Here is a 21,229-nt window from a genome sequence, read left to right on the forward strand (position 1 = left end):
GCCTGCGCGTCCTCGACCTCGCCACCCTCTTCGCGGGCCCCCTCGCCGCCACCATGCTCGGTGACTTCGGCGCGGAGGTCGTCAAGGTCGAGCACCCCACCCGCCCCGACCCCTCCCGGGGCCACGGCCCCTCCAAGGACGGCGTCGGCCTGTGGTGGAAGGTGCTGGGCCGCAACAAGCGCACGATCACCCTGGACCTGTCGAAACCCGCCGGCCGCACCACGCTGCTCCGCCTCGCCGCGACCGCGGACGTCGTCGTCGAGAACTTCCGCCCGGGCACCCTGGAGAAGTGGGACCTGGGCTGGGACGAGCTGTCCGCGGTCAACCCCCGCCTGGTGCTCACCCGGGTCACCGGCTTCGGCCAGGTCGGCCCGTACGCGCGCCGACCCGGCTTCGGCACGCTCGCCGAGGCCATGAGCGGCTTCGCCGCCATGACGGGTGAGCCGGACGGGCCCCCGACGCTGCCACCGTTCGGGCTCGCGGACTCGATCGCCGCCCTGGCGACGGCGTACGCCGTGATGACGGCCCTCGCCGCCCGCGAACGCACCGGCGCGGGCCAGATCGTCGACATGGCGATCATCGAGCCGATCCTGACCGTGCTGGGCCCGCAGCCGACCTGGTACGACCAGCTGGGCCACGTCCAGCAGCGCACCGGCAACCGCTCCCAGAACAACGCCCCGCGCAACACCTACCGCACCGCCGACGGCACCTGGGTCGCCGTCTCCACCTCGGCCCAGTCGGTCGCCGAGCGCGTGATGCGCCTGGTGGGCCGCCCGGAGCTGATCGACGAACCCTGGTTCGCCACGGGCGCCGACCGGGCCCGGCACTGCGACGTGCTGGACGCGGCCGTCGGCGACTGGATCGCCCGGCACGGCCGCGCCGATGTGCTCGCCGCCTTCGAGGAGGCGGAGGCGGCCATCGCCCCGGTCCAGGACGTACGGGACGTGATGACCGACCCGCAGTACCAGGCCCTCGACACGGTCACCACCGTCGACGATCCCGAGCTGGGCCCGCTGCGCATGCAGAACGTCCTCTTCCGGCTCTCCGCCACGCCCGGCGCGATCCGCTGGGCGGGCCGCCCGCACGGCGCGGACACCGAGGAGGTGCTGACCGAGCTGGGCCTCACCCCGGCGGATGTGAAGGGGCTGCGTGAGGAGGGCGTCGTATGACGGAGCCGCCGCTGACCTGGCTCTACGCGCCTGGGGACCGGCCCCGGGTGGTCGCCGGGGCGCTGGCCGCCGGGGCCGACGTCGTCGTGATCGACCTGGAGGACGCGGTCGCCCCGGACCGCAAGGCCTACGCCCGCGAGGCCACGGCCGAGCTGCTGACCGAACCGCAGGCGGTGCCGGTCCACGTCCGCGTCAACGCCCTGGACGGCCCGCTCGCGGCGGCGGACCTGGCGGCGCTGGCCGCACTGCCGGGACTGTCCGGGCTGCGGCTGCCCAAGGTGACGTCGCCGCAGCAGATCGCCCGCGTCGCGGAGGCCACCGCGGGGCCACCGCTGTACGCGCTCCTGGAATCCGCCCTGGGCGTGGAGCGCGCGTACTCGATCGCCGCCGCTCATCCGGTGCTGCGCGGCATCGCCCTCGGAGAGGCGGACCTCCGCGCCGACCTGGGCGTACACGGCGACGCGGGACTGGACTGGTCGCGCTCGCGCGTGATCGTGGCCGCACGGGCGGCGGGGCTGGCGCCACCGACGCAGACGGTGCATCCGGACATCCGGGACCTGGAGGGACTGGCGGCGTCCTGCGCCCACGGCCGCGCTCTCGGCTTCCTCGGCCGGGCCGCGATCCACCCCCGCCAGCTGGCGGTCATCGAGCGGGCGTACCTGCCCACCGAGCGGGAGCTGGAGGAGGCCGAGACGGTCGTCAAGGCGGCCACCGCGCAACCGGGCGCCCAGGCGCTGCCGGACGGCCGGTTCATCGACGCGGCGGTGGTGGCGACGGCCCGGCGCACCCTTTCGCTGGCCCGGCGGCCCGTCCTGTCCTGACACACGTCGAGGGCGCCCGGAGTGGCTCCGGGCGCCCTCGACGACGTACGGCGGGCCGTCAGCCCTTCTTGGCCGGGTCGGCGCCGTCCTTCACGTCCCGCACGTCGTCCGCGGACTCGGCCTCGGCGTTCTCCGAGACCTCGGGGTCCTTGGGGCCCTTGAGGTCCTCGGGACCCTTGAGGTCCTCGGGGCCCATGGCGTCGGCGTCCGCGTCCTTCTCGGCCCCCTCCGGACCGGCACCGTCGGCGGCTTCCGCGCCCGGCTCGACCACGTCCTCCCGGCCCGGCCGCCTCCGCGCCGAGAGCACCATGTAGACCACGGCGAGCAGGAACACGAGGAGCGCGGTCCAGTTGTTCAGCCTGAGGCCCAGGACGTGGTGGGCGTCGTCGATGCGCAGGTACTCGCTCCAGAACCGGCCCGCGCAGTACGCGGCGACGTACAGGGCGAACGCCCGCCCGTGGCCCAGCTTGAAGCGACGGTCGGCCCAGATGACGAGCAGGGCGACACCGATGCACCACAGCGACTCGTACAGGAACGTCGGGTGGTAGGTGCCCGGCTCCCGTCCGTCGGCCGACGAGGTGATCTCCAGCGCCCAGGGCAGGTCGGTGGCCTTGCCGTACAGCTCCTGGTTGAACCAGTTGCCCCAGCGGCCGATGGCCTGCGCGAGGGCGATGCCGGGGGCGACGGCGTCGGCGTACACGGGCAACGGGACGCCCCGGCGCCGGGCGCCGATCCAGGCGCCCACCGCGCCGAAGGCGATCGCGCCCCAGATACCGAGGCCGCCCTCCCAGATCTTGAAGGCGTCGACCCAGTCGCGGCCCTCGCTGAAGTACAGCTGGTAGTCCGTGATCACGTGGTAGAGCCGGCCGCCGATCAGACCGAACGGAACGGCCCAGACCGCGATGTCGGCCACCGTGCCGGCCCGCCCGCCCCGGGCGATCCAGCGCTTGTTGCCGAGCCAGACGGCAACGAAGACGCCGATGATGATGCAGAACGCGTAGCCGCGCAGCGGGATGGGACCGAGGTGCAGCACCCCGTGCGACGGGCTGGGAATGAAGGCAAGTTCCATGGCAGGGTCGACGCTACCGTGTCGGACGGGAACCGCGTCGGGCAGCCCGGCTACGGGTCCGTAACGGGCGGGCGGGGAGCGCCCCGCTCGCACCCCGCTGTCCTACTTGTTGGCGTCCTCCACCATCCGCTTGAACTTGGCCGGGGTCATGGAGCTGTCCTTGTAGATGTTCTTGCCGTCCAGCAGCACGGTCGGCGTGCCGGTGAAGCCGCCGTCGAAGAACGCCTTGTTGGACTTCTCCACCCAGCTGTTGTGCTTTCCGTTCTTCACGCACTCCTGGAACAGGGTCGTGTCCAGGCCGTCGACCTCGCGCGCCAGGTCGAGGAGCTTGTTCTCGTCGGCGTAGGCGTCGTCGGTCTCCGGCGGCTGCTTGTCGTACAGCACGTCGTGGTACGCGGGGAACTTTCCGGCGTCCTGGGCGCAGGCGGCGGCGTTGGCCGACTTGCGGGAGCCGGTGCCGCCCATGTTGCCGTCGATGATCGTCGCCAGGTGGTACTCGACCTTGAGTTGTCCGGCGCCGGTGAGCTCGTGGATCGTGTCGCGGTACGCCAGCTCGAAGGCCTTGCAGGCCGGGCAGCGGAAGTCCTCCCAGATGGTGAGCGTCGACTTGGCGCCCTCCTCGCCGACGGGGATCGCGAGGCTGTCCTTGCCCTTGGCGCCGGAGGGCGCCACGATCGGGCCGGCCGACTCGCTGCCGTCGTCCTTGCCCGCGTTGGCGGCGACCACGCCGATCACCGCCGCGAGCCCCAGGACGCAGACCACGCTCGCGCCGACGATCAGCGCGCGGCGGCGCTTGTCCCTGGACTTCTGCTTCTCGCGCTGGACCGCCAGCTTCTCGCGGGCGGCGCGCTTTCCCTCTCGGTTCTTCTCGCTCACACCCCGCAGAACGAACCGGGGAGGCGCACCGCGCCTCCCCGGTCCCAGGACCACCCTTACGAGGGACCCGTATGACTTACCCGCCGTCGTGCCCGACCTGTGCGGCCCGGCCTACGCCTGTCCGCGCACGCCCTTCGCCAGGTCGGCGGCGAGCGCGCGGACGCCCTCGACGCCGGCCGCGTCGTCGGGGGCGTCCAGCATGCGCTTGACGAACGCGGAGCCGACGATCACGCCATCGGCGAAGCCGGCCACCTCGGCGGCCTGCGCGGCGTTGGAGACGCCGAGTCCGACGCAGACCGGGATGTCGGTGGTGGCGCGGGTGCGCCGCACCAGGTCCTCGGCCTGCGCGCCGACCGACTCGCGGGTGCCGGTGACGCCCATGAGGGAGGCGGCGTAGACGAAGCCGCTGCCGGCCGCGGTGATCTCGGCGAGCCGCTTGTCCCTGCTGCTGGGCGCGACCACGAAGACGGTGGCGAGCCCGTGCTTGTCCGCGTGCTCCCTCCACAGCGCCGATTCCTGGACCGGCAGGTCGGGCAGGATGCACCCGGCGCCGCCCGCCCCGGCCAGTTCGGCGGTGAACCGCTCGACGCCGTAGCGGTCGATGGGGTTCCAGTACGTCATGATCAGGATCGGCTTGCCGGTGGCCGCGTGCGCCTCGCGGACGGTGCGCATCACGTCGGCGATCCGCACACCGCCGCGCAGGGCGATGTCGTCGGCGGTCTGGATGACCGGGCCGTCCAGGACGGGGTCGCTGTGCGGCAGGCCCACCTCGACGACGTCGGCGCCGCCGTCCAGCGCGGCCTTGATCGCCTCGATGCCGCCGTCCACGGTCGGGAACCCGGCCGGGAGGTAGGCGATGAGGGCGGCGCGGTCCTCGGACTTCGCCGCGGCGAGGGTGTCCTTCAGCAGCTGCGCGTTCCCGCTCACTTGGCGTCCCCCTCGATCTCGGCGGTGCCGCCGGCCTCGTCGGCGGCGACCTCGGCGTCGGTGTCGTACAGCCCGAAGTAGCGGGCGGCGGTGTCCATGTCCTTGTCACCGCGGCCGGACAGGTTGACGACGATCAGCCCGTCCTTGCCCAGCTCCTTGCCGACCTCCAGGGCGCCGGCCAGCGCGTGGGCGCTCTCGATGGCCGGGATGATGCCCTCGGTGCGCGACAGCAGCCGCAGCGCCTGCATGGCGGCGTCGTCGGTGACCGCGCGGTACTCGCCGCGGCCGGAGTCCTTGAGGTAGGAGTGCTCCGGTCCGATGCCCGGGTAGTCCAGGCCGGCCGAGATGGAGTACGGCTCGGTGATCTGGCCCTCGTCGTCCTGGAGGACGTAGGAGCGGGAGCCGTGCAGGATGCCGGGCTCGCCCGCGGTCAGGGTGGCCGCGTGCTCGCCGGTCTCGACGCCGTGCCCGGCGGGCTCGCAGCCGATGAGGCGGACGTCCGTGTCCGGGATGAAGGCGTGGAAGAGGCCGATGGCGTTGGAGCCGCCGCCGACGCAGGCGATCGCCGCGTCGGGGAGGCGTCCGGCCTGCTCCAGGAGCTGGCGGCGGGCCTCGACGCCGATGACGCGGTGGAAGTCGCGCACCATCGCCGGGAAGGGGTGGGGTCCGGCGACGGTGCCGAACAGGTAGTGGGTGCGGTCGACGTTGGCGACCCAGTCGCGGAAGGCCTCGTTGATGGCGTCCTTCAGCGTGCGGCTGCCGGACTTCACGGCGATGACCTCGGCGCCGAGCATGCGCATGCGGGCCACGTTGAGAGCCTGGCGCTGCGTGTCGATCTCGCCCATGTAGATGGTGCAGTCGAGGCCGAAGAGCGCGCAGGCCGTCGCCGTCGCCACGCCGTGCTGGCCGGCGCCGGTCTCGGCGATCACGCGGGTCTTGCCCATGCGCTTGGTCAGCAGGGCCTGGCCGAGCACGTTGTTGATCTTGTGGGAGCCGGTGTGGTTCAGGTCCTCGCGCTTGAGGAAGATCCGGGCGCCACCGGCGTGCTCGGCGAACCGGGGGACCTCGGTGAGGGAGCTGGGGCGACCCGTGTAGTGGACGAGCAGGTCGTCGAGCTCCCGGGCGAACTCGGGGTCGGCCTTGGCCTTGTCGTACTCGACGGCCACCTCGTCGACGGCGGCGACGAGGGCCTCCGGGATGAACTTGCCGCCGTACGTCCCGAAGTAGCCCTCGGGACTGGGGACCTGACCCTCGGGGTCGGGGATGAAGAAGTTGCTGGGCATGCGTGTACCTCACGGTGAGTGTCTGGTGTGGACCAATCGCCGTGGGGGCGGGGACTCATGTGTCGGCTGCGGGCCTTACGTGGCTGGTCGCGCGTCCCCGCGCCCCTCAGGGGCGCTGGTGCCATCGCATGCCGTTGACCTGCCCGGGTTCGTCCCCGATGACGTAGCGCACCCGGCGGCCGTGGACCCGGCGTGCGGGGGCGCGGCAGCCGCGGGGGCGGCAGCCGCGGGCCAGGCGCGCGGAGGGGTCCCTGGCGGCCAGGGCGAGCAGGGAGGTCATCGGGATCAGCCTACCGGGAGTCAGCCGCGCCCGTGCCGCAGTGCCGGGTGTTCGCCGGCGGCCACCAGGTCGGATACGGCGGTCTTGGGGTCGCGGCCGGTGACCAGGGACTCGCCGACCAGGACGGCGTCGGCGCCCTCGTTGGCGTAGGCGATGAGGTCGTGCGGGCCGCGGACGCCGGACTCGGCGACCTTGACGATGCCGGCCGGGATCTCCGGGGCGACCCGCTCGAAGGTGCCGCGGTCGACCTCCAGGGTCTTCAGGTTGCGCGCGTTGACGCCGATGATCCTGGCGCCGGCGTCCACGGCGCGCTCGACCTCGTCCTCGTCGTGCACCTCGACGAGCGGGGTGAGCCCGATGGACTCGGCGCGCTCGATCAGCGACTCCAGCGCAGGCTGTTCGAGGGCCGCGACGATCAGCAGGACGAGGTCGGCGCCGTGCGCGCGGGCCTCCCACAGCTGGTACGAGGTGACGATGAAGTCCTTGCGCAGTACGGGGACGTCCACGCGCGCGCGGACCGAGTCCAGGTCGGCCAGCGAGCCGCCGAAGCGGCGCTGCTCGGTGAGGACGGAGATGACGGCGGCGCCGCCCGCCTCGTAGTCGGCGGCGAGTCCGGCCGGGTCGGCGATGGCCGCCAGCGCGCCCTTGGACGGGCTGGAGCGCTTGACCTCGCAGATCACCTTGACGCCCTCGCCGCGCAGCGCGGACACGCCGTCCTTGGCGGGGCGAGCCTTGGCCGCGCGCTCCTTGAGCTCGTCGAGGCTGACGCGCGCCTGCCGTTCCGCGAGGTCGGCACGGACTCCGTCGATGATCTCGTCGAGCACACTCACGCGAGCGGCCCCCTTTCAGACGGCGAAACCTGTGGTCACTTGTGATGGTATCCGGAGCGGGGCACGGGCCCCGCATCCGGTTGACGACGGTCCCACTACCTGGACGTTCGTCGCGTGATCAAGGCAGGAGCCAGCCACCGAACGGCAGGTTCCGGACAACCGTGAAGACCAGCAGCAACGTCCCCAGCGTCCACAGGTGGACCGGGCCGAGGTCGATCCGCAGCGGTCGGCCGCGCACCGCGCGGATCACCCAGAAGGTCCACAGCACGGCGAAGCCCGGATAGCCGAGGACGGCCGGCGCGTTGGCGTGCAGCGCGGTCAGCACGTCCCCGTGGACGAACGCGTGGGCGCTGCGCAGGCCGCCGCAGCCGGGGCAGTAGAGGCCGGTGAGGCGCAGCAGGGGGCAGACGGGGTAGTGGCCGGGCTCGTTGGGGTCCACGCTCCCGACGTACGCGAAGGCGCCGACGACGGCCGCGAGGACCCCGGCGGGGACGGCCGTCCGCGCGGCGACGGCCAGGACGCCGGACGCGGGTGCGGTCCTGCTCGGGTTCGGGTTCGGGCTCTCGGCGTCCACGCCCCGCATTCTGCCCGGCACGGCCCGTACCCGCACGCGAGGGGCGCACCCGGCACTCGGCTGCCGGGTGCGCCCCTCGGGAAGTAGCGCGTGATCGCCGTACGGCGTCAGCCCTTGGCGCCGGCCGCGGCGCGCTCGTCGGTGACCTGGTGCACGGGGTGGTTCTGCTTCGGCTGGCCGAGGCCCATCGAGCGCATGATGACGCCCACGAGGCCGCCGAGGAGCACGACCGCCATGCCGGCCCAGAAGCCCGCCGGCTGGGCCGCCACCATGAACATGCCCGCGATGCAGAAACCGATGAAGGCGATGATGACACCGGTCCAGGCGGCCGGGGTGTGACCGTGGCTGCTGCCCGCCATTGCTTGCTCCTCGTTGCTGTGTGCCGTGTCTGAGCAGGACGCTCGTACCCATTGTCCCGCACGGGCGCGCGCGTGATGAGCGGGGGTGCTCCACACGCGCGCGTGGCGGTCGCCGAGCGTTCCGGGCGCCCGCGCGGGTGACCGGGTGCCCCCGCGCGCGGGTGACGCGCGGCGAACCGCACCGCCGGTCCGCCCCTCGGCGGTTCAGGCTCCGGTCGGGTCCTCGCCGCGGTCGAGGGCCTTCCACAGGTCCTCGGGCCGGTCGGGGTCGACGGTCTGCGGCTTGCGGCGCGGGCGCGGCGTTCCGTCCCGTTCGTAGCGGCCGGACATCGCGGGCCACAGGCGGCCGTAGCGCAGGGCGAGCAGCCCGGCCAGCAGCAGCAGGGCGCCGCCCACGGCCGCGACGTACGGCCAGGCGGTGTGGGAGAGGGCGTCCACGGTGGCCGAGGTGTCGCCGGCGGCCTTGGCGGCCTGATCGTCCAGCGCGGAGCTGTCGGAGGCGCCGACCAGGGCCGCGGCGACGGTGCCCGCGCCGCTCAGCGCGAGCAGCACGGCGACGGCGAACCGGCCCGTGCGGCGGACCGCGAAGACGGCGACGAGCGCGGCGAGGCCCACTATGGCGAGCGCCGCGGGCACGCCCGTGACGTCGCTGCCCTTGGCGGTCAGCGGGAACGCGCCGCCGGCCACCGTCGCGGTGCCCTGGGACCACTCCTGCCGGGTGGCGAGCAGGGCGACGGCCGCGCCGAGCGCGCCGCACAGCAGGGCGGCGGCGAGGCTCCGGCGGCCGGCCCGGGCGGGTCCTGCGGCTGGGGTACGGGGGTGAGGAACAGCTGTCACGTACTCCACTATCGCCCGAACCCCGGGCGAACCGTCACCCGGGGCCCCGAACGGGAGGCGTGAGAAGGGCCCTATTGCCCCAGCCGGTTGGCCGTGTGCACCGCCCGCAGCACCGCCGCGGCCTTGTTGCGGCACTCGGTGTCCTCGGCCACCGGGTCGGAGTCGGCGACGACGCCCGCGCCCGCCTGCACGTAGGCCGTGCCGTCGCGCAGCAGTGCCGTGCGGATGGCGATGGCGGTGTCGGAGTCGCCCGCGAAGTCGAGGTAGCCGACGCAGCCGCCGTACAGGCCGCGCCGGGAGGGTTCGAGTTCGTCGATGATCTGCAGGGCGCGCGGCTTGGGGGCGCCGGAGAGGGTGCCGGCCGGGAAGCAGGCGGTGAGGACGTCGAAGGCGGTGCGGCCCGGGGCGACCCGGCCGGTGACCGTCGAGACGATGTGCATGACGTGCGAGTACCGCTCGACGGACATGAAGTCGACGACCTCGACCGAGCCGGGTTCGCAGACGCGTCCGAGGTCGTTGCGCCCGAGGTCGACGAGCATCAGGTGCTCGGCGCGCTCCTTGGGGTCGGCGAGCAGCTCGTCGGCGAGGGCCTGGTCCTCCTGCGGGGTGGCGCCGCGCGGGCGGGTGCCGGCGATGGGGTGCACCATGGCGCGCCCGTCCTCGACCTTGACCAGCGCCTCGGGGGACGATCCGACGACGTCGAATCCGTCGAGGCGGAGCAGGTACATGTACGGGGACGGGTTGGTGGCCCGCAGCACCCGGTACACGTCCAGGGCGCTCGCCGTGCACGGCGTCTCGAAGCGCTGCGAGGGGACGACCTGGAAGGCCTCGCCCGCGCGGATGCGCTCCTTGACGTCCTCGACGGCCTCCTGGAAGTCGGGTCCGCCCCACAGCGCGGTGTACTCGGGCAGCTCGGAGGGCGGCAGCGCGGCCGGCGGCTGGGCCACCGCGCGCGTGAGGTCGGCCTCCATGGCGTCCAGGCGGGCGACCGCGTCGGCGTAGGCCTCGTCGACGCCCGCCTCGAGGTCGTTGTGGTTGATCGCGTTGGCGATCAGCAGGACCGAGCCCTCCCAGTGGTCCATGACGGCGAGGTCGCTGGTGAGCAGCATGGTCAGCTCGGGGAGCTTCAGGTCGTCGCGCTCCCCCGGGCCGACCTTCTCCAGGCGGCGCACGATGTCGTAGCCGAGGTAGCCGACCATGCCGCCGGTGAAGGGCGGCAGCCCCAGGTCGTGGGCGAGGTCGCGGGGGGTGTGCAGGGCCTCGACGGTGGCGCGCAGGGCGGCGAGCGGGTCGCCGTCGGTGGGGACGCCGACGGGCGGGGTGCCCTGCCAGTGCGCCTCGCCGTCCCGCTCGGTGAGGGTGGCGGCGCTGCGGACGCCGACGAAGGAGTACCGAGACCATTGGAACGCCGTACGTCCGTTCTCGGCGGACTCCAGCAGGAAGGTGCCGGGGCGCTCGGCGGCGAGCTTGCGGTACAGCGCGACCGGGGTGTCGCCGTCGGCGAGGAGCTTGCGGCTGACCGGGATCACCCGGCGGTCGGCGGCGAGCTTGCGGAAGGTCTCGAGGTCCATGACGTCCATGGCGGCAGACCCTACTGATCCGCGGCGGGCGTGTCGGCACCCGCGCCGTCCCCGCCGTGGGCGAGGAGCACGTCCGCGTCGAAGCAGGTGCGGGCCCCGGTGTGGCAGGCGGCGCCGACCTGGTCGACCTTGACCAGGACGGTGTCGGCGTCGCAGTCCAGGGCGACGGACTTCACCCACTGGAAGTGCCCGGAGGTGTCGCCCTTGACCCAGTACTCCCGGCGGCTGCGCGACCAGTAGGTGCAACGTCCCGTGGTCAGCGTGCGGTGCAGTGCCTCGTCGTCCATCCAGCCGAGCATCAGCACCTCCCCGGTGTCGTACTGCTGGGCGATGGCGGGCAGGAGGCCGTCGGCGCTGCGCTTGAGGCGTGCGGCGATCTCCGGGGCGAGCGGGCTGGGCGGCCGGGGGGAGCTGCTGGTCATGCGCCCATTGTGCCGCGCGGTACGGACACGCCCCGGCGCTGTCCATTGGGCGGACCCGGCCGGCCGCCGTAGGCTGACTCCATGTCGACTTTCGCCAAGCGTGAACGACTTCTGCTCGCCGACCTGTTGGAGACGGCGGGCCCGGACGCCCCCACTCTGTGCGAGGGCTGGCGGACCCGTGACCTCGCCGCGCACGTGGTGGTGCGCGAGCGCCGGCCGGACGCCGCCGGGGGCAACCTGATCAAGCAGCTGGCGTCCCGGCTGGACCGGGTGATGGAGGAGTACGGCGCGAAGCCGTACGAGGAGCTGATCCAGCTCATCCGCACCGGCCCGCCGCGGTTCTCGCCGTTCTCGCTCAAGCAGGTCGACGAGGCGGCGAACACGGTGGAGTTCTACGTCCACACCGAGGACGTCCGCCGTGCCCAGCCGGACTGGACGCCGCGCGAGCTGGACCCGGTCTTCCAGGACGCCCTGTGGTCGCGGCTGGAGCGCGCCGCCCGTCTGATGGGCCGGGGCATCCCGACGGGTCTGGTGCTGCGCCGGCCGAACGGCCAGACGACGGTCGCCCATCGCGGTACGCCGGTGGTGACGGCGACGGGCGAGCCGTCCGAGCTGCTGCTGTTCGCGTACGGCCGGCAGAGCGCCGCGAAGGTGGAGCTGGAGGGGGAGAAGGACGCGATCGCCAGGCTGAGCGAGACCAAGCAGCTCGGGATCTGAGCCCGGGGTCCGCCGGGCCCGGGGGTCCGCCAAGCCCATAGGTTCCGCCGGCCCGGGGTTCACCAAGCCCGAGGGGCCCGCCAAGCCCGGGGTTCACCAAGACCGGGGTTCACCAAGCCCGGGGACCCCGGGCCCGGGGTCCGCTAGCGCGGGAGTTCGGCCCGCCGCACGCCCGGCGCGCACAGGGCGACGACCCCGCCGAGGGCGCAGACCGCGGCGCTGACGGCGAAGACCGGGCCGGTGCCCCAGACGCCGATGGCGGCGGCGGACAGCGGCATGCTCAGCGGTGCGACACCGAGGCTGACGATCCCGGCGACCGCGGTGACCCGCCCCAGGTAGGCGGGGTCGGACTGGGTCTGCAGCAAGGCCCCGCACATGGCGCCGCTGAGCCCGGTGAGCAGCCCGACGACCACCGCGGTGCCGACGGCCGCGGGGAGGCCGGGAGCGTGTGCCAGGGCGCCGATCGCCGCCGCGCCGGGGATGATGGCGCCGGCGGCGACGCATCCGGCGCGCGGCAGGCGCCCCCGTACGGTCAGCAGCAGGGCGGCGACGCCGGCGCCCGTGCCGAATCCGGCGAGCACCCAGCCCATCCCGGACGCTCCCCAGCCGCGTTCGTCCGCGAGCAGGGTCAGGCCCACGTTGAGGGGGCCGACGAAGCCGAGGTCGCCGAGGGCGATGGTCACCATCAGCGGGCCGAGGACGGGGTGCCGCCGGATGTGGCGGAGCCCGGCCACCAGGTCCCGCCACGCGGTGGTCTCCTGCGCCGGGGCCGTGGCGTCGTCGGGCGGCAGCTCGCGCATCCGTACGGAGATCAGCAGCGGCACCGACACGGCGATCAGCAGCCCGGCGAAGGCGAAGGCCGTCGCCGCGCCGCCGACCGCCACGCTGAGGCCCCCGAGCGGTGCGCCGACAACGGCGGCGAAGCGGACGGCGAGACCGCGCATGCCCTGGACGCGGGCGAGCTGGTCCTTGGCGGTGATGCGGGCGGGCAGCGCCCCGACGGCGGGCAGGAACAGGGCGTCGACGGTGCCGAAGACGATGGCGAGCAGGGCCAGCAGCCACAGTCCGGGGTCGGTCGCGAAGAGCACCGCGGCGACCGCCAGGACCGTGAGGCACCGTACGGCGTCGCTGCCGATGACGACCTTGCGCGGCCCCAGCCGGTCGGCGACCACACCGCCGCCGAGCATGAGCAGCGCCCGCGGCACCGCGCTCACGGCCGTGACGACCCCGGCCTCGGCGGGGCTGCCGTTCTGTACGGCGGCCCAGGACAGCGCGAGGAAGAAGACCGTGTCGCCGATCATGGAGGCGGTGTAGGCCGCGACCCAGCGCAGCACGTTGCCGTCGCGGTGGGCGGGGCGGTCGGGGGTGAGGCACGCCCGGGGGGCGGTTATGTCCGTGAGGTCGGCCACCGGGTCATTCAGCCCAGTCGTGGAGCAGGCGGGCGGTTTCGTTGGGGTCGGCCCCGTCGCTTCGGATATCGGCCACGAGTGTGGCGGCCTCGCCGTAGGGCAGCTCGAACGGCGTCCCTGACTGCTCCATGTACTCCCAGACGCAGGCCACACCGATGGAGGCGTCGTAGTCGCTGAACGGCCTGAGCCGCAGCGCGGTGTGCAGGGACATCGCGGCCATATGAGCACCCTAACGGGACTGGAACCGCAGTCACTACCGCACTCACCGCCAAGAGCGGCACCCGAACTAGCGAACGGGATGCCCCGCCCCCCGCAGCGTCTCCTTGACCTCGCCGATCCGCAGGTCCCCGAAGTGGAAGACGGACGCCGCGAGCACCGCGTCCGCGCCCGCCGCCACGGCGGGGGCGAAGTCGGCGAGGCGGCCCGCGCCGCCGGAGGCGATCACCGGGACGGTCACGTGCTTGCGGACCGCCGCGATCATCTCCAGGTCGTAGCCGTCCTTCGTGCCGTCCGCGTCCATCGAGTTCAGCAGGATCTCCCCCGCCCCCAGCTCGGCGGCCCGGTGCGCCCACTCCACGGCGTCGATGCCGGTGCCGCGCCGACCACCGTGGGTGGTCACCTCGAAGGAGCCCGAATCGCCGCGGCGCGCGTCCACCGACAGGACGAGGACCTGGCGGCCGAACCGCTCGGCGATCTCGCGGATCAGGTCGGGGCGGGCGATGGCGGCCGTGTTCACGCCCACCTTGTCGGCGCCGGCCCGCAGCAGCTTGTCCACGTCCTCGGCGGTGCGCACGCCGCCGCCGACGGTCAGCGGGATGAACACCTGCTCGGCGGTGCGGCGCACCACGTCGTACGTCGTCTCGCGGTTGCCCGACGAGGCGGTGATGTCCAGGAACGTCAGCTCGTCGGCGCCCTCGGTGTCGTACACCTTGGCCATCTCGACGGGGTCACCCGCGTCGCGCAGGTTCTGGAAGTTGACGCCCTTGACGACCCGGCCGTTGTCCACGTCCAGGCAGGGGATGACTCGGACCGCCAGGGTCATGAATCCACGGCTCCTCTATACGCTTCCAGTTCGACTGTCACCAGGACCCGCGAGTCGATGAAACCCTCCACGACCAGCAGGGTCGTGACCGGGCGCACGGAGTCGAACAGCTCCTTGTGGGCCCGGCCCGCCGCGTCCACGTCGCGTGAGTGTGCCAGGTACACACGGGTGCGGATCACGGATTCGACGGCGAGACCGAACTCGCCGATCGCCTCGACCGCGGTGGTGAAGGCCACCTTGGTCTGTTCGTACGGGTCGCCGTCGCCGTACAGCACGTCGCCCTTGAAGGCGGTCGTGCCCGCCACGATGACCCGGTCACCCGCCGCCACGGCCCGTGCGAAACCGAAGGACTCTTCCCAGGGACTTCCACTGCGCACGCGCCGTACGGCTTCGGACGTCATGTCGACACAGCCTCCAAGGCCTCTTCCAGCGTGAACGCCTTCGCGTACAGGGCCTTCCCGACGATGGCCCCCTCGACACCGGCCGGGACGAGACCGGCGATCGCGCGCAGGTCGTCCAGGGACGACACGCCGCCGGACGCCACGACCGGGCGGTCGGTCGCCGCGCAGACGTTCTTCAGGAGCTCCAGGTTGGGGCCCTGGAGGGTGCCGTCCTTGGCGATGTCCGTGACGACGTAGCGGGCGCAGCCCTCCTTGTCGAGGCGGGCCAGCGTCTCGTAGAGGTCGCCGCCGTCCCGGGTCCAGCCGCGGCCCCGCAGGGTGGTGCCCCGTACGTCCAGACCGACCGCGATCTTGTCGCCGTGCTCGGCGATGACCTTGGCGACCCACTCGGGGGTCTCCAGGGCGGCGGTGCCGAGGTTGACGCGGGTGCAGCCGGTGGCGAGCGCGGCGGCGAGCGTGTCGTCGTCGCGGATGCCGCCGGACAGCTCGACCTTGATGTCCATGGCCTTCGCGACCTCGGCGATCAGCTCGCGGTTGTCCCCGGTGCCGAACGCGGCGTCCAGGTCGACCAGGTGCAGCCACTCGGCGCCGGAGCGCTGCCAGGCGAGGGCGGCCTCCAGCGGGGAGCCGTAGGAGGTCTCGGTGCCGGACTCGCCGTGCACGAGGCGGACGGCCTGGCCGTCGCGGACGTCGACGGCGGGGAGGAGTTCGAGCTTGCTCATCTCTACAGGGTCTCGATCCAGTTGGTGAGGAGCTGGGCTCCGGCGTCGCCGGACTTCTCGGGGTGGAACTGGGTGGCCCACAGGGCGCCGTTCTCCACGGCGGCCACGAACGGCTTGCCGTGCGTGGACCAGGTGACCTTGGGGGCGGCGATCAGCGGGTTGTGCGCCTCCTGGGTCCAGTCGTGGACGGCGTAGGAGTGCACGAAGTAGAAGCGGGCGTCCGCGTCCAGGCCGGCGAAGAGCTGGGAGTCGGCCGGTGCCTCGACCGTGTTCCAGCCCATGTGGGGCACGACGTCGGCCTGGAGCGGTCCGACCGTGCCGGGCCACTCGTCCAGCCCCTCGGCCTCGACGCCGTGCTCGATGCCGCGCGCGAAGAGGATCTGCATGCCGACACAGATACCCATCACGGGGCGTCCGCCGGACAGCCGGCGGTCCACGACCCAGTCGCCGCGGGCGGCCCGCAGGCCCTCCATGCACGCGGCGAAGGCGCCGACGCCGGGGACGAGCAGCCCGTCGGCGTTCATCGCCTTGTCGAAGTCACGGGTGATCTCCACGTCCGCTCCCGCGCGCGCGAGGGCACGCTCGGCGGAACGGACGTTGCCGAAGCCGTAGTCGAAGACGACGACCTTCTTCGAACCGCGCGCCGGGGCGCTCAATTCCAGACCTCCAGCCTCAGGACGCCGGCGAAGAGACACATCGCGGCGCCGATGGAGAGCAGCACGATGAGGCCCTTGGGCATCTGCTGCTTGGCGAAGGAGATGATGCCGCCGATGAAGAACAGGCCGACGACGATCAGTGCGGTGGACGAACCGTTCATGGGTTACAGCGCGCCCTTCGTGGAGGGCAGGATGCCGGCCGCGCGCGGGTCACGCTCGGACGCGTAGCGCAGGGCCCGGGCCAGCGCCTTGAACTGGCACTCCACGATGTGGTGCGCGTTGCGCCCGTACGGCACGTGCACGTGCAGCGCGATCTGCGCCTGCGCGACGAACGACTCCAGGATGTGCCGGGTCATCGTGGTGTCGTACTCGCCGATCATCGGCGCCATCTTCTCGGGCTCCGTGTGCACGAGGTAGGGGCGGCCGGACAGGTCGACGGTGACCTGGGCGAGCGACTCGTCCAGCGGGACCGTGCAGTTGCCGAAGCGGTAGATGCCCACCTTGTCGCCGAGGGCCTGCTTGAAGGCGGCGCCCAGCGCGAGGGCGGTGTCCTCGATGGTGTGGTGGGAGTCGATGTGCAGGTCGCCGTCGGTCTTCACGGTCAGGTCGAACAGACCGTGCCGGCCGAGCTGGTCGAGCATGTGGTCGTAGAAGCCGACGCCGGTGGCGATGTCGGTCCTGCCGGTGCCGTCGAGGTCGATCTCGACGAGGACCGAGGTCTCCTTGGTGGTGCGCTCGATTCTTCCGAGGCGTCCCTCGCGAGTCATCCGCTCTGCTCCTGTTCCTTCTTCAGTTCGCGCACCGCATCGAGGAACGCGTCGTTCTCCGCCGGGGTGCCGGCGGTCACCCTCAGCCATCCCGGTACGCCGTTGTCCCGGACGAGGACGCCCCGGTCGAGGATCTTCTGCCAGGTGGCGTGCGCGTCGGCGAACCGCCCGAACTGGACGAAGTTCGCGTCGGACTCGGTCACCTCGTAGCCGATGGCGCGCAGTTCGGCGACCAGCCGGTCCCGCTCGGCCTTGAGCTGCTCGACGTACTTCAGCAGCGTGCCGGTGTGCTCCAGGGCGGCCAGCGCGGTCGCCTGGGTGACGGCCGACAGGTGGTACGGCAGCCGTACGAGCTGGACGGCGTCGACGACGGCCGGGTGCGCGGCGAGGTAGCCCAGGCGCAGACCCGCCGCGCCGAACGCCTTCGACATCGTGCGGGAGACGACCAGGTGGGGCCGGCCCTCCAGCAGCGGCAGCAGGGAGGCGCCGTGGCTGAACTCGACGTAGGCCTCGTCCACGACGACCATCGACGGCTTGGCGGCCTGTGCGGCCTCGTAGAGGGCGAGGACCGTCTCGGCCGGGACGGCGTTGCCGGTGGGGTTGTTGGGGGTGGTGATGAAGACGACGTCCGGGCGGTGCTCGGCGACGGCCCGCTCGGCGGCGGGCACGTCGATGGTGAAGTCGTCGTGACGGGGGCCGGAGATCCAGCCCGTGCCCGTGCCGCGGGCGATGAGGCTGTGCATCGAGTACGACGGCTCGAATCCGATCGCGGTGCGGCCCGGCCCGCCGAAGGCCTGCAGCAGCTGCTGGATGACCTCGTTGGAACCGTTGGCCGCCCAGACGCTCCGCACGTCCACGGCGTGTCCGGTGGTCTCCGTCAGGTACTCGGCGAGCTTCGTGCGCAGCTCGACCGCGTCCCGGTCCGGGTAGCGGTTGAGGTCGCGGGCGGCCTCGCGGACCCGCTCGGTGATCCGCTCGACGAGTGCCTCGGGCAGCGGGTAGGGGTTCTCGTTGGTGTTCAGCCGTACCGGCACGTCCAGCTGGGGCGCGCCGTAGGGGGACTTGCCGCGCAGCTCGTCCCGTACGGGGAGATCGTCGATCGAGAAGTTCACTTGCTCTCCGGCACCTTCCACCCGAACCTCGCCTTGATCGCCGCGCCGTGCGCGGGCAGGTCCTCCGCCTCCGCCAGCGTCACCACGTGGTGCGCGACCTCGGCCAGCGCGTCGCGCGTGTAGTCGACGATGTGGATGCCGCGCAGGAAGGACTGCACGGACAGGCCCGAGGAGTGGCAGGCGCAGCCACCGGTGGGCAGGACGTGGTTGGACCCGGCCGCGTAGTCGCCGAGGGACACGGGTGCCCAGGGGCCGACGAAGATCGCGCCGGCGTTCTTGACCCGGTCGGCGACGGCGGTGGCGTCGGCGGTCTGGATCTCCAGGTGCTCGGCACCGTAGGCGTCGACGACGCGCAGGCCCTCGTCGAGGCCGTCGACCAGGACGATCGCGGACTGGCGGCCGGCGAGCGCCGGACGGATGCGGTCCTCGACGTGCTTGCTGGCCTCGACCTGGGGTGCCAGCTCCTTGTCCACCGCGTCCGCGAGCTCCACGGAGTCGGTGACCAGGACGGCCGCCGCCAGCGGGTCGTGCTCGGCCTGGCTGATCAGGTCGGAGGCGACGTGCACCGGATCGGCCGTGGAGTCGGCCAGGACGGCGATCTCGGTCGGGCCGGCCTCGGCGTCGATGCCGATCCGGCCGGTGAAGTAGCGCTTGGCGGCGGCGACCCAGATGTTGCCGGGGCCGGTGACCATGTTGGCGGGCGGGCAGGACTCGGTGCCGTACGCGAACATCGCGACGGCGGTGGCGCCACCGGCCGCATAGACCTCGTCGACACCGAGCAGGGCGCAGGCGGCGAGGATCGTCGGGTGCGGCAGGCCGTTGAACTCGGCCTGTGCCGGGGAGGCGAGCGCGATCGACCCGACGCCGGCCTCCTGGGCCGGCACCACGTTCATGATCACGGACGACGGGTAGACCGAGCGGCCACCGGGCGCGTACAGACCGACCCGCTCGACCGGCACCCACTTCTCGGTGACCGAGCCGCCGGGGACGACCTGCGTGGTGTGGGTGGTGCGGCGCTGCTCGCGGTGGACGAGGCGGGCGCGGCGGATGGACTCCTCGAGGGCCGCGCGCACGGCCGGGTCGAGCTCCTCCAGCGCGCGCGTGAGCGCGGCGGCCGGAACGCGCACCTGGTCGAGCCTGACCCCGTCGAACTGCTCGGCGAAGTCGATCAGCGCCGCGTCGCCACGATGATGCACGGCCTCGCAGATCGGACGCACCTTCTCCAGGGCGACCGAGACGTCGAAGTCGGCTCGGGGCAGCAGGTCGCGCAGGGCGGGGCCCTCGGGGAGGGTGTCGCCGCGCAGATCGATTCGGGAGATCACGGAACCAATTCTCTCAGACCCGCGTCGCGTACCGTCCGCGCGTATCAATGGCTGATACGGACCGCGACGGGTCGTCACGGCGGGCGGCGGGATGCGAAGATCCCCCTCACTTTGAGTGTTCAGTGGGTCACTCAGTGGGCATGAACGGTTGTACGAAGAGTGAGCGACTCTCGAGTAAGTGGGGAGGGAGTGAAGCGCCGTGACCGAGGTGGCCCGTCGGGGTGACGGAGAGCTGCCGGACGACCTGACCACCGCCGAGGCCGGCATGTGGCAGGCCTTCCGCAACGGCAGCGTGTACGACCTGAGCAGCGGGGACGCGCTCGTCGACGACCCGCACGGCGGACACCCGTGGGGACCCGAGCGGACGGTGCGGGCCCGCATCGTGTGCTGGCTGCTTCTCGACGGTCCGCCGGCGCTCGCGGGCCGCGTGTCCTCGCTGCAGCTCGTGGGCGTCCAGATCAACGACACCATGGACCTCGCGGGCGGCACGGTGGTGCCGTACGTCGAGCTGCGGGGCTGTCGCTTCGAGCGGGAGGTCCTGCTGCCGGAGTCCCGCTTCACGACCGTCCGCATGGTCGACTGCTCGGTGCCGCGGCTGGAGGCGGCCCGGCTGCAGACCGAGGGCGACCTGCACCTGCCGCGCTGCCGGTTCCGGGGCGGGATCCGGCTCACCGACGCGCAGATAGGCACCGACCTGCTGCTCAGCCAGGCGATCGTGCACCGGGACCGCAGCGGCCGTTCCATCGCCGCGGACGGCCTGACCGTCGGGCAGGACCTCCAGGCCGAGATGCTGGAGTCGTACGGCGAGGTGAGCCTGCGCAGCGCCCAGGTCGGCGTCTCGCTGAGCCTGCGCGGCGCCCGGCTGCTCAACCCGTACACGCGGCACGCGCTGAACGCGCCGCGGCTGGCAGTGGAGCGCACCCTGTACCTGACGCCGGCGGGCCTGGGCAGTCCGCTGCTGAGGGGCACCACTCCGGCGCAGGGGACGCGGATACAGCGGTTCGAGTGCGAGGGCGGGGTGCGGCTGGACGACGGGCGGTTCGGCGACGCGGTCGACTTCGAGCACGCCCGGTTCACCTTCACCGACGAGCAGGAGCTGTCGCTGCGCCGGGTGCAGACGCCCGAGCTGCGGTTCCTGGGCGAGCGGCCGGCGCGCGGGCGGGTCGTGCTCTCGGGGGCGCGGGTAGTCAACCTGATGGACCGGGCGGACAGCTGGCCGGGCCCCGGCCGGCTGCACATGGGCGGCTTCGCCTACGAGAACCTCGTGCCGCGGGGACCGTTCCCGCTGGAGAAGCGACTGCGGTGGGTGGGCGCGGCGACCGCCGAGTACAACCCGGAGCCGTACGAGCGCCTCGCCGCCGTGCTGCGGGCCGGCGGCGAGGACGAGGACGCCCGCGAGGTGCTGCTCGCCAAGCACCGCCGGCGCCGGGAGAGCCTGCCGATCGCCGCGAAGCTGGTGGGGTACGCGCAGGACTGGACGGTCGCCTACGGTTACCGGCCGGGTCGGGCCGCGGTGTGGATGGCGGTGCTGTGGGCGGCGGGCTCGCTCGCCTTCGCGCGCGCCGACCCGCCGCCGATCAAGAGCGGCGAGCACCCGGACTGGAACCCCGCCCTCTTCGCCCTCGACCTGCTGCTGCCGGTCATCGACCTGGGCCAGGCCGGCTTCTGGCACCTGCGCGACGCCTGGCAGTGGCTGGCGACGGCGCTGATCCTGCTGGGCTGGGTACTGGCGACGACGGTGGCCGCGGGGGCGACACGACTGCTGCGGCGCAACTGATCCCTGACAGAAGGCCCCGTCCTGACGGAGGGCCGACGCCCCCACCACCGGCAACGGCGAGCCCCCTCCACCGCCCCACGCCCGACGACGCCGAACCCGCACCCCGACGGCGAGCCGCCTCGCCCGGGCCCACCCCACCCGCCGCCGACAGCCACCGACGGCGCGAAGACTCCACCAAGAGCCACCCGCGACGCCGCCGCCAGAAACCCGCCGGCACACCGCCCCCCAGCCGCCGACGGCGCGAAAGCCCCACCAACAGCCACCCGCCCCCGACCCG

General features: G+C 72.9%; 25 protein-coding genes. 4 read left to right on the plus strand and 21 right to left on the minus strand.

The window, feature by feature from the left end; genetic code table 11:
* Window positions 1–2: 2 nt before the first annotated feature.
* The gene (locus tag RM812_RS35215; RefSeq protein ID WP_311582605.1) at window positions 3–1,169 is read left to right on the plus strand and encodes a CaiB/BaiF CoA transferase family protein; all 1,167 of its coding nucleotides are present in this window, start codon (window positions 3–5) and stop codon (window positions 1,167–1,169) included.
* On the plus strand, window positions 1,166–1,990 hold the full coding sequence (locus RM812_RS35220) for an HpcH/HpaI aldolase/citrate lyase family protein (protein ID WP_311582608.1): 825 nt from the start codon (window positions 1,166–1,168) through the stop codon (window positions 1,988–1,990). Before RM812_RS35215 ends, RM812_RS35220 begins: the two co-directional genes overlap by 4 nt.
* 58 nt (window positions 1,991–2,048) lie before the next feature.
* Here RM812_RS35220 and lgt read toward each other — a convergent pair whose 3' ends face one another.
* The 11 genes from lgt to hisI all read right to left on the minus strand — a co-directional run bounded on the left by lgt (window position 2,049) and on the right by hisI (window position 11,027).
* Complete coding sequence (lgt, locus tag RM812_RS35225) at window positions 2,049–3,059, minus strand: prolipoprotein diacylglyceryl transferase (RefSeq protein ID WP_311582610.1); 1,011 nt, start codon at window positions 3,057–3,059, stop codon at window positions 2,049–2,051.
* 102 nt (window positions 3,060–3,161) lie between these two features.
* Window positions 3,162–3,935 carry a DsbA family protein gene (locus tag RM812_RS35230; RefSeq protein WP_311582613.1) on the minus strand — a complete coding sequence of 258 codons (774 nt, stop codon included), beginning with the start codon at window positions 3,933–3,935 and terminating at the stop codon, window positions 3,162–3,164.
* 111 nt (window positions 3,936–4,046) lie between these two features.
* Entirely contained in the window at window positions 4,047–4,862 is an 816-nt protein-coding gene (trpA, locus tag RM812_RS35235; RefSeq protein ID WP_311582616.1) for a tryptophan synthase subunit alpha, read from the minus strand.
* Window positions 4,859–6,145, minus strand: a complete 1,287-nt coding sequence (gene trpB / locus RM812_RS35240) for a tryptophan synthase subunit beta (RefSeq protein ID WP_311582619.1) — start codon at window positions 6,143–6,145, stop codon at window positions 4,859–4,861. Before trpB ends, trpA begins: the two co-directional genes overlap by 4 nt.
* 106 nt (window positions 6,146–6,251) lie before the next feature.
* The gene (gene trpM / locus RM812_RS35245) at window positions 6,252–6,425 is read right to left on the minus strand and encodes a tryptophan biosynthesis modulator TrpM (RefSeq protein ID WP_311582622.1); all 174 of its coding nucleotides are present in this window, start codon (window positions 6,423–6,425) and stop codon (window positions 6,252–6,254) included.
* 20 nt (window positions 6,426–6,445) lie between these two features.
* Entirely contained in the window at window positions 6,446–7,255 is an 810-nt protein-coding gene (gene trpC, locus RM812_RS35250) for an indole-3-glycerol phosphate synthase TrpC (RefSeq protein ID WP_311582625.1), read from the minus strand.
* 118 nt (window positions 7,256–7,373) lie between these two features.
* Window positions 7,374–7,838 carry a DUF2752 domain-containing protein gene (locus tag RM812_RS35255; protein ID WP_311582741.1) on the minus strand — a complete coding sequence of 155 codons (465 nt, stop codon included), beginning with the start codon at window positions 7,836–7,838 and terminating at the stop codon, window positions 7,374–7,376.
* Window positions 7,839–7,936: 98 nt separating this feature from the next.
* On the minus strand, window positions 7,937–8,188 hold the full coding sequence (locus RM812_RS35260; protein ID WP_311582628.1) for an HGxxPAAW family protein: 252 nt from the start codon (window positions 8,186–8,188) through the stop codon (window positions 7,937–7,939).
* A 204-nt stretch (window positions 8,189–8,392) separates the two neighbouring features.
* A complete protein-coding gene (locus RM812_RS35265) occupies window positions 8,393–9,034 on the minus strand; it encodes a TIGR02234 family membrane protein (RefSeq protein WP_311582631.1) in 642 nt (213 codons plus the stop codon).
* 62 nt (window positions 9,035–9,096) lie between these two features.
* On the minus strand, window positions 9,097–10,596 hold the full coding sequence (locus RM812_RS35270; protein WP_311582744.1) for an anthranilate synthase component I: 1,500 nt from the start codon (window positions 10,594–10,596) through the stop codon (window positions 9,097–9,099).
* Window positions 10,597–10,616: 20 nt separating this feature from the next.
* Window positions 10,617–11,027: a phosphoribosyl-AMP cyclohydrolase gene (gene hisI / locus RM812_RS35275; RefSeq protein WP_311582634.1), complete on the minus strand. Its 411-nt coding sequence runs from the start codon at window positions 11,025–11,027 to the stop codon at window positions 10,617–10,619.
* Between the two features lie 81 nt (window positions 11,028–11,108).
* Between hisI and RM812_RS35280 the strand changes: the two genes are divergently transcribed.
* Window positions 11,109–11,744, plus strand: a complete 636-nt coding sequence (locus RM812_RS35280) for a TIGR03085 family metal-binding protein (RefSeq protein ID WP_311582637.1) — start codon at window positions 11,109–11,111, stop codon at window positions 11,742–11,744.
* Window positions 11,745–11,887: 143 nt separating this feature from the next.
* On the opposite strand, the gene RM812_RS35285 is transcribed toward RM812_RS35280, so the two are convergent.
* The 10 genes from RM812_RS35285 to hisD all read right to left on the minus strand — a co-directional run bounded on the left by RM812_RS35285 (window position 11,888) and on the right by hisD (window position 19,175).
* Window positions 11,888–13,153 (minus strand): MFS transporter, encoded by a 1,266-nt coding sequence (locus RM812_RS35285; protein ID WP_311582640.1) that lies wholly within the window; start codon window positions 13,151–13,153, stop codon window positions 11,888–11,890.
* Between the two features lie 4 nt (window positions 13,154–13,157).
* Complete coding sequence (locus RM812_RS35290; RefSeq protein ID WP_311582643.1) at window positions 13,158–13,373, minus strand: hypothetical protein; 216 nt, start codon at window positions 13,371–13,373, stop codon at window positions 13,158–13,160.
* Between the two features lie 66 nt (window positions 13,374–13,439).
* The gene (gene hisF, locus RM812_RS35295) at window positions 13,440–14,195 is read right to left on the minus strand and encodes an imidazole glycerol phosphate synthase subunit HisF (RefSeq protein WP_311582646.1); all 756 of its coding nucleotides are present in this window, start codon (window positions 14,193–14,195) and stop codon (window positions 13,440–13,442) included.
* Window positions 14,192–14,596, minus strand: coding sequence for a RidA family protein (locus RM812_RS35300; protein WP_311582650.1), 405 nt, complete (start codon window positions 14,594–14,596; stop codon window positions 14,192–14,194). Before RM812_RS35300 ends, hisF begins: the two co-directional genes overlap by 4 nt.
* Entirely contained in the window at window positions 14,593–15,318 is a 726-nt protein-coding gene (priA, locus tag RM812_RS35305; protein ID WP_311582655.1) for a bifunctional 1-(5-phosphoribosyl)-5-((5-phosphoribosylamino)methylideneamino)imidazole-4-carboxamide isomerase/phosphoribosylanthranilate isomerase PriA, read from the minus strand. Before priA ends, RM812_RS35300 begins: the two co-directional genes overlap by 4 nt.
* Window positions 15,319–15,320: 2 nt before the next feature.
* On the minus strand, window positions 15,321–15,974 hold the full coding sequence (gene hisH, locus RM812_RS35310; protein WP_311582658.1) for an imidazole glycerol phosphate synthase subunit HisH: 654 nt from the start codon (window positions 15,972–15,974) through the stop codon (window positions 15,321–15,323).
* Window positions 15,971–16,135 (minus strand): hypothetical protein, encoded by a 165-nt coding sequence (locus RM812_RS35315; RefSeq protein WP_311582663.1) that lies wholly within the window; start codon window positions 16,133–16,135, stop codon window positions 15,971–15,973. Before RM812_RS35315 ends, hisH begins: the two co-directional genes overlap by 4 nt.
* Window positions 16,136–16,138: 3 nt before the next feature.
* On the minus strand, window positions 16,139–16,741 hold the full coding sequence (hisB, locus tag RM812_RS35320) for an imidazoleglycerol-phosphate dehydratase HisB (protein WP_311582665.1): 603 nt from the start codon (window positions 16,739–16,741) through the stop codon (window positions 16,139–16,141).
* Complete coding sequence (locus tag RM812_RS35325) at window positions 16,738–17,853, minus strand: histidinol-phosphate transaminase (RefSeq protein ID WP_311582670.1); 1,116 nt, start codon at window positions 17,851–17,853, stop codon at window positions 16,738–16,740. The genes hisB and RM812_RS35325 overlap by 4 nt, the downstream gene beginning before the upstream one ends.
* A complete protein-coding gene (gene hisD, locus RM812_RS35330) occupies window positions 17,850–19,175 on the minus strand; it encodes a histidinol dehydrogenase (RefSeq protein WP_311582675.1) in 1,326 nt (441 codons plus the stop codon). The genes RM812_RS35325 and hisD overlap by 4 nt, the downstream gene beginning before the upstream one ends.
* Before the next feature lie 199 nt (window positions 19,176–19,374).
* On the opposite strand from hisD, the gene RM812_RS35335 reads away from it, so the two are divergent.
* A complete protein-coding gene (locus RM812_RS35335; protein WP_311582680.1) occupies window positions 19,375–20,952 on the plus strand; it encodes an oxidoreductase in 1,578 nt (525 codons plus the stop codon).
* Window positions 20,953–21,229 lie beyond the last annotated feature (277 nt).

The sequence above is a fragment of the Streptomyces lancefieldiae genome, assembly GCF_031845825.1.
Taxonomy (GTDB): domain Bacteria; phylum Actinomycetota; class Actinomycetes; order Streptomycetales; family Streptomycetaceae; genus Streptomyces; species Streptomyces lancefieldiae.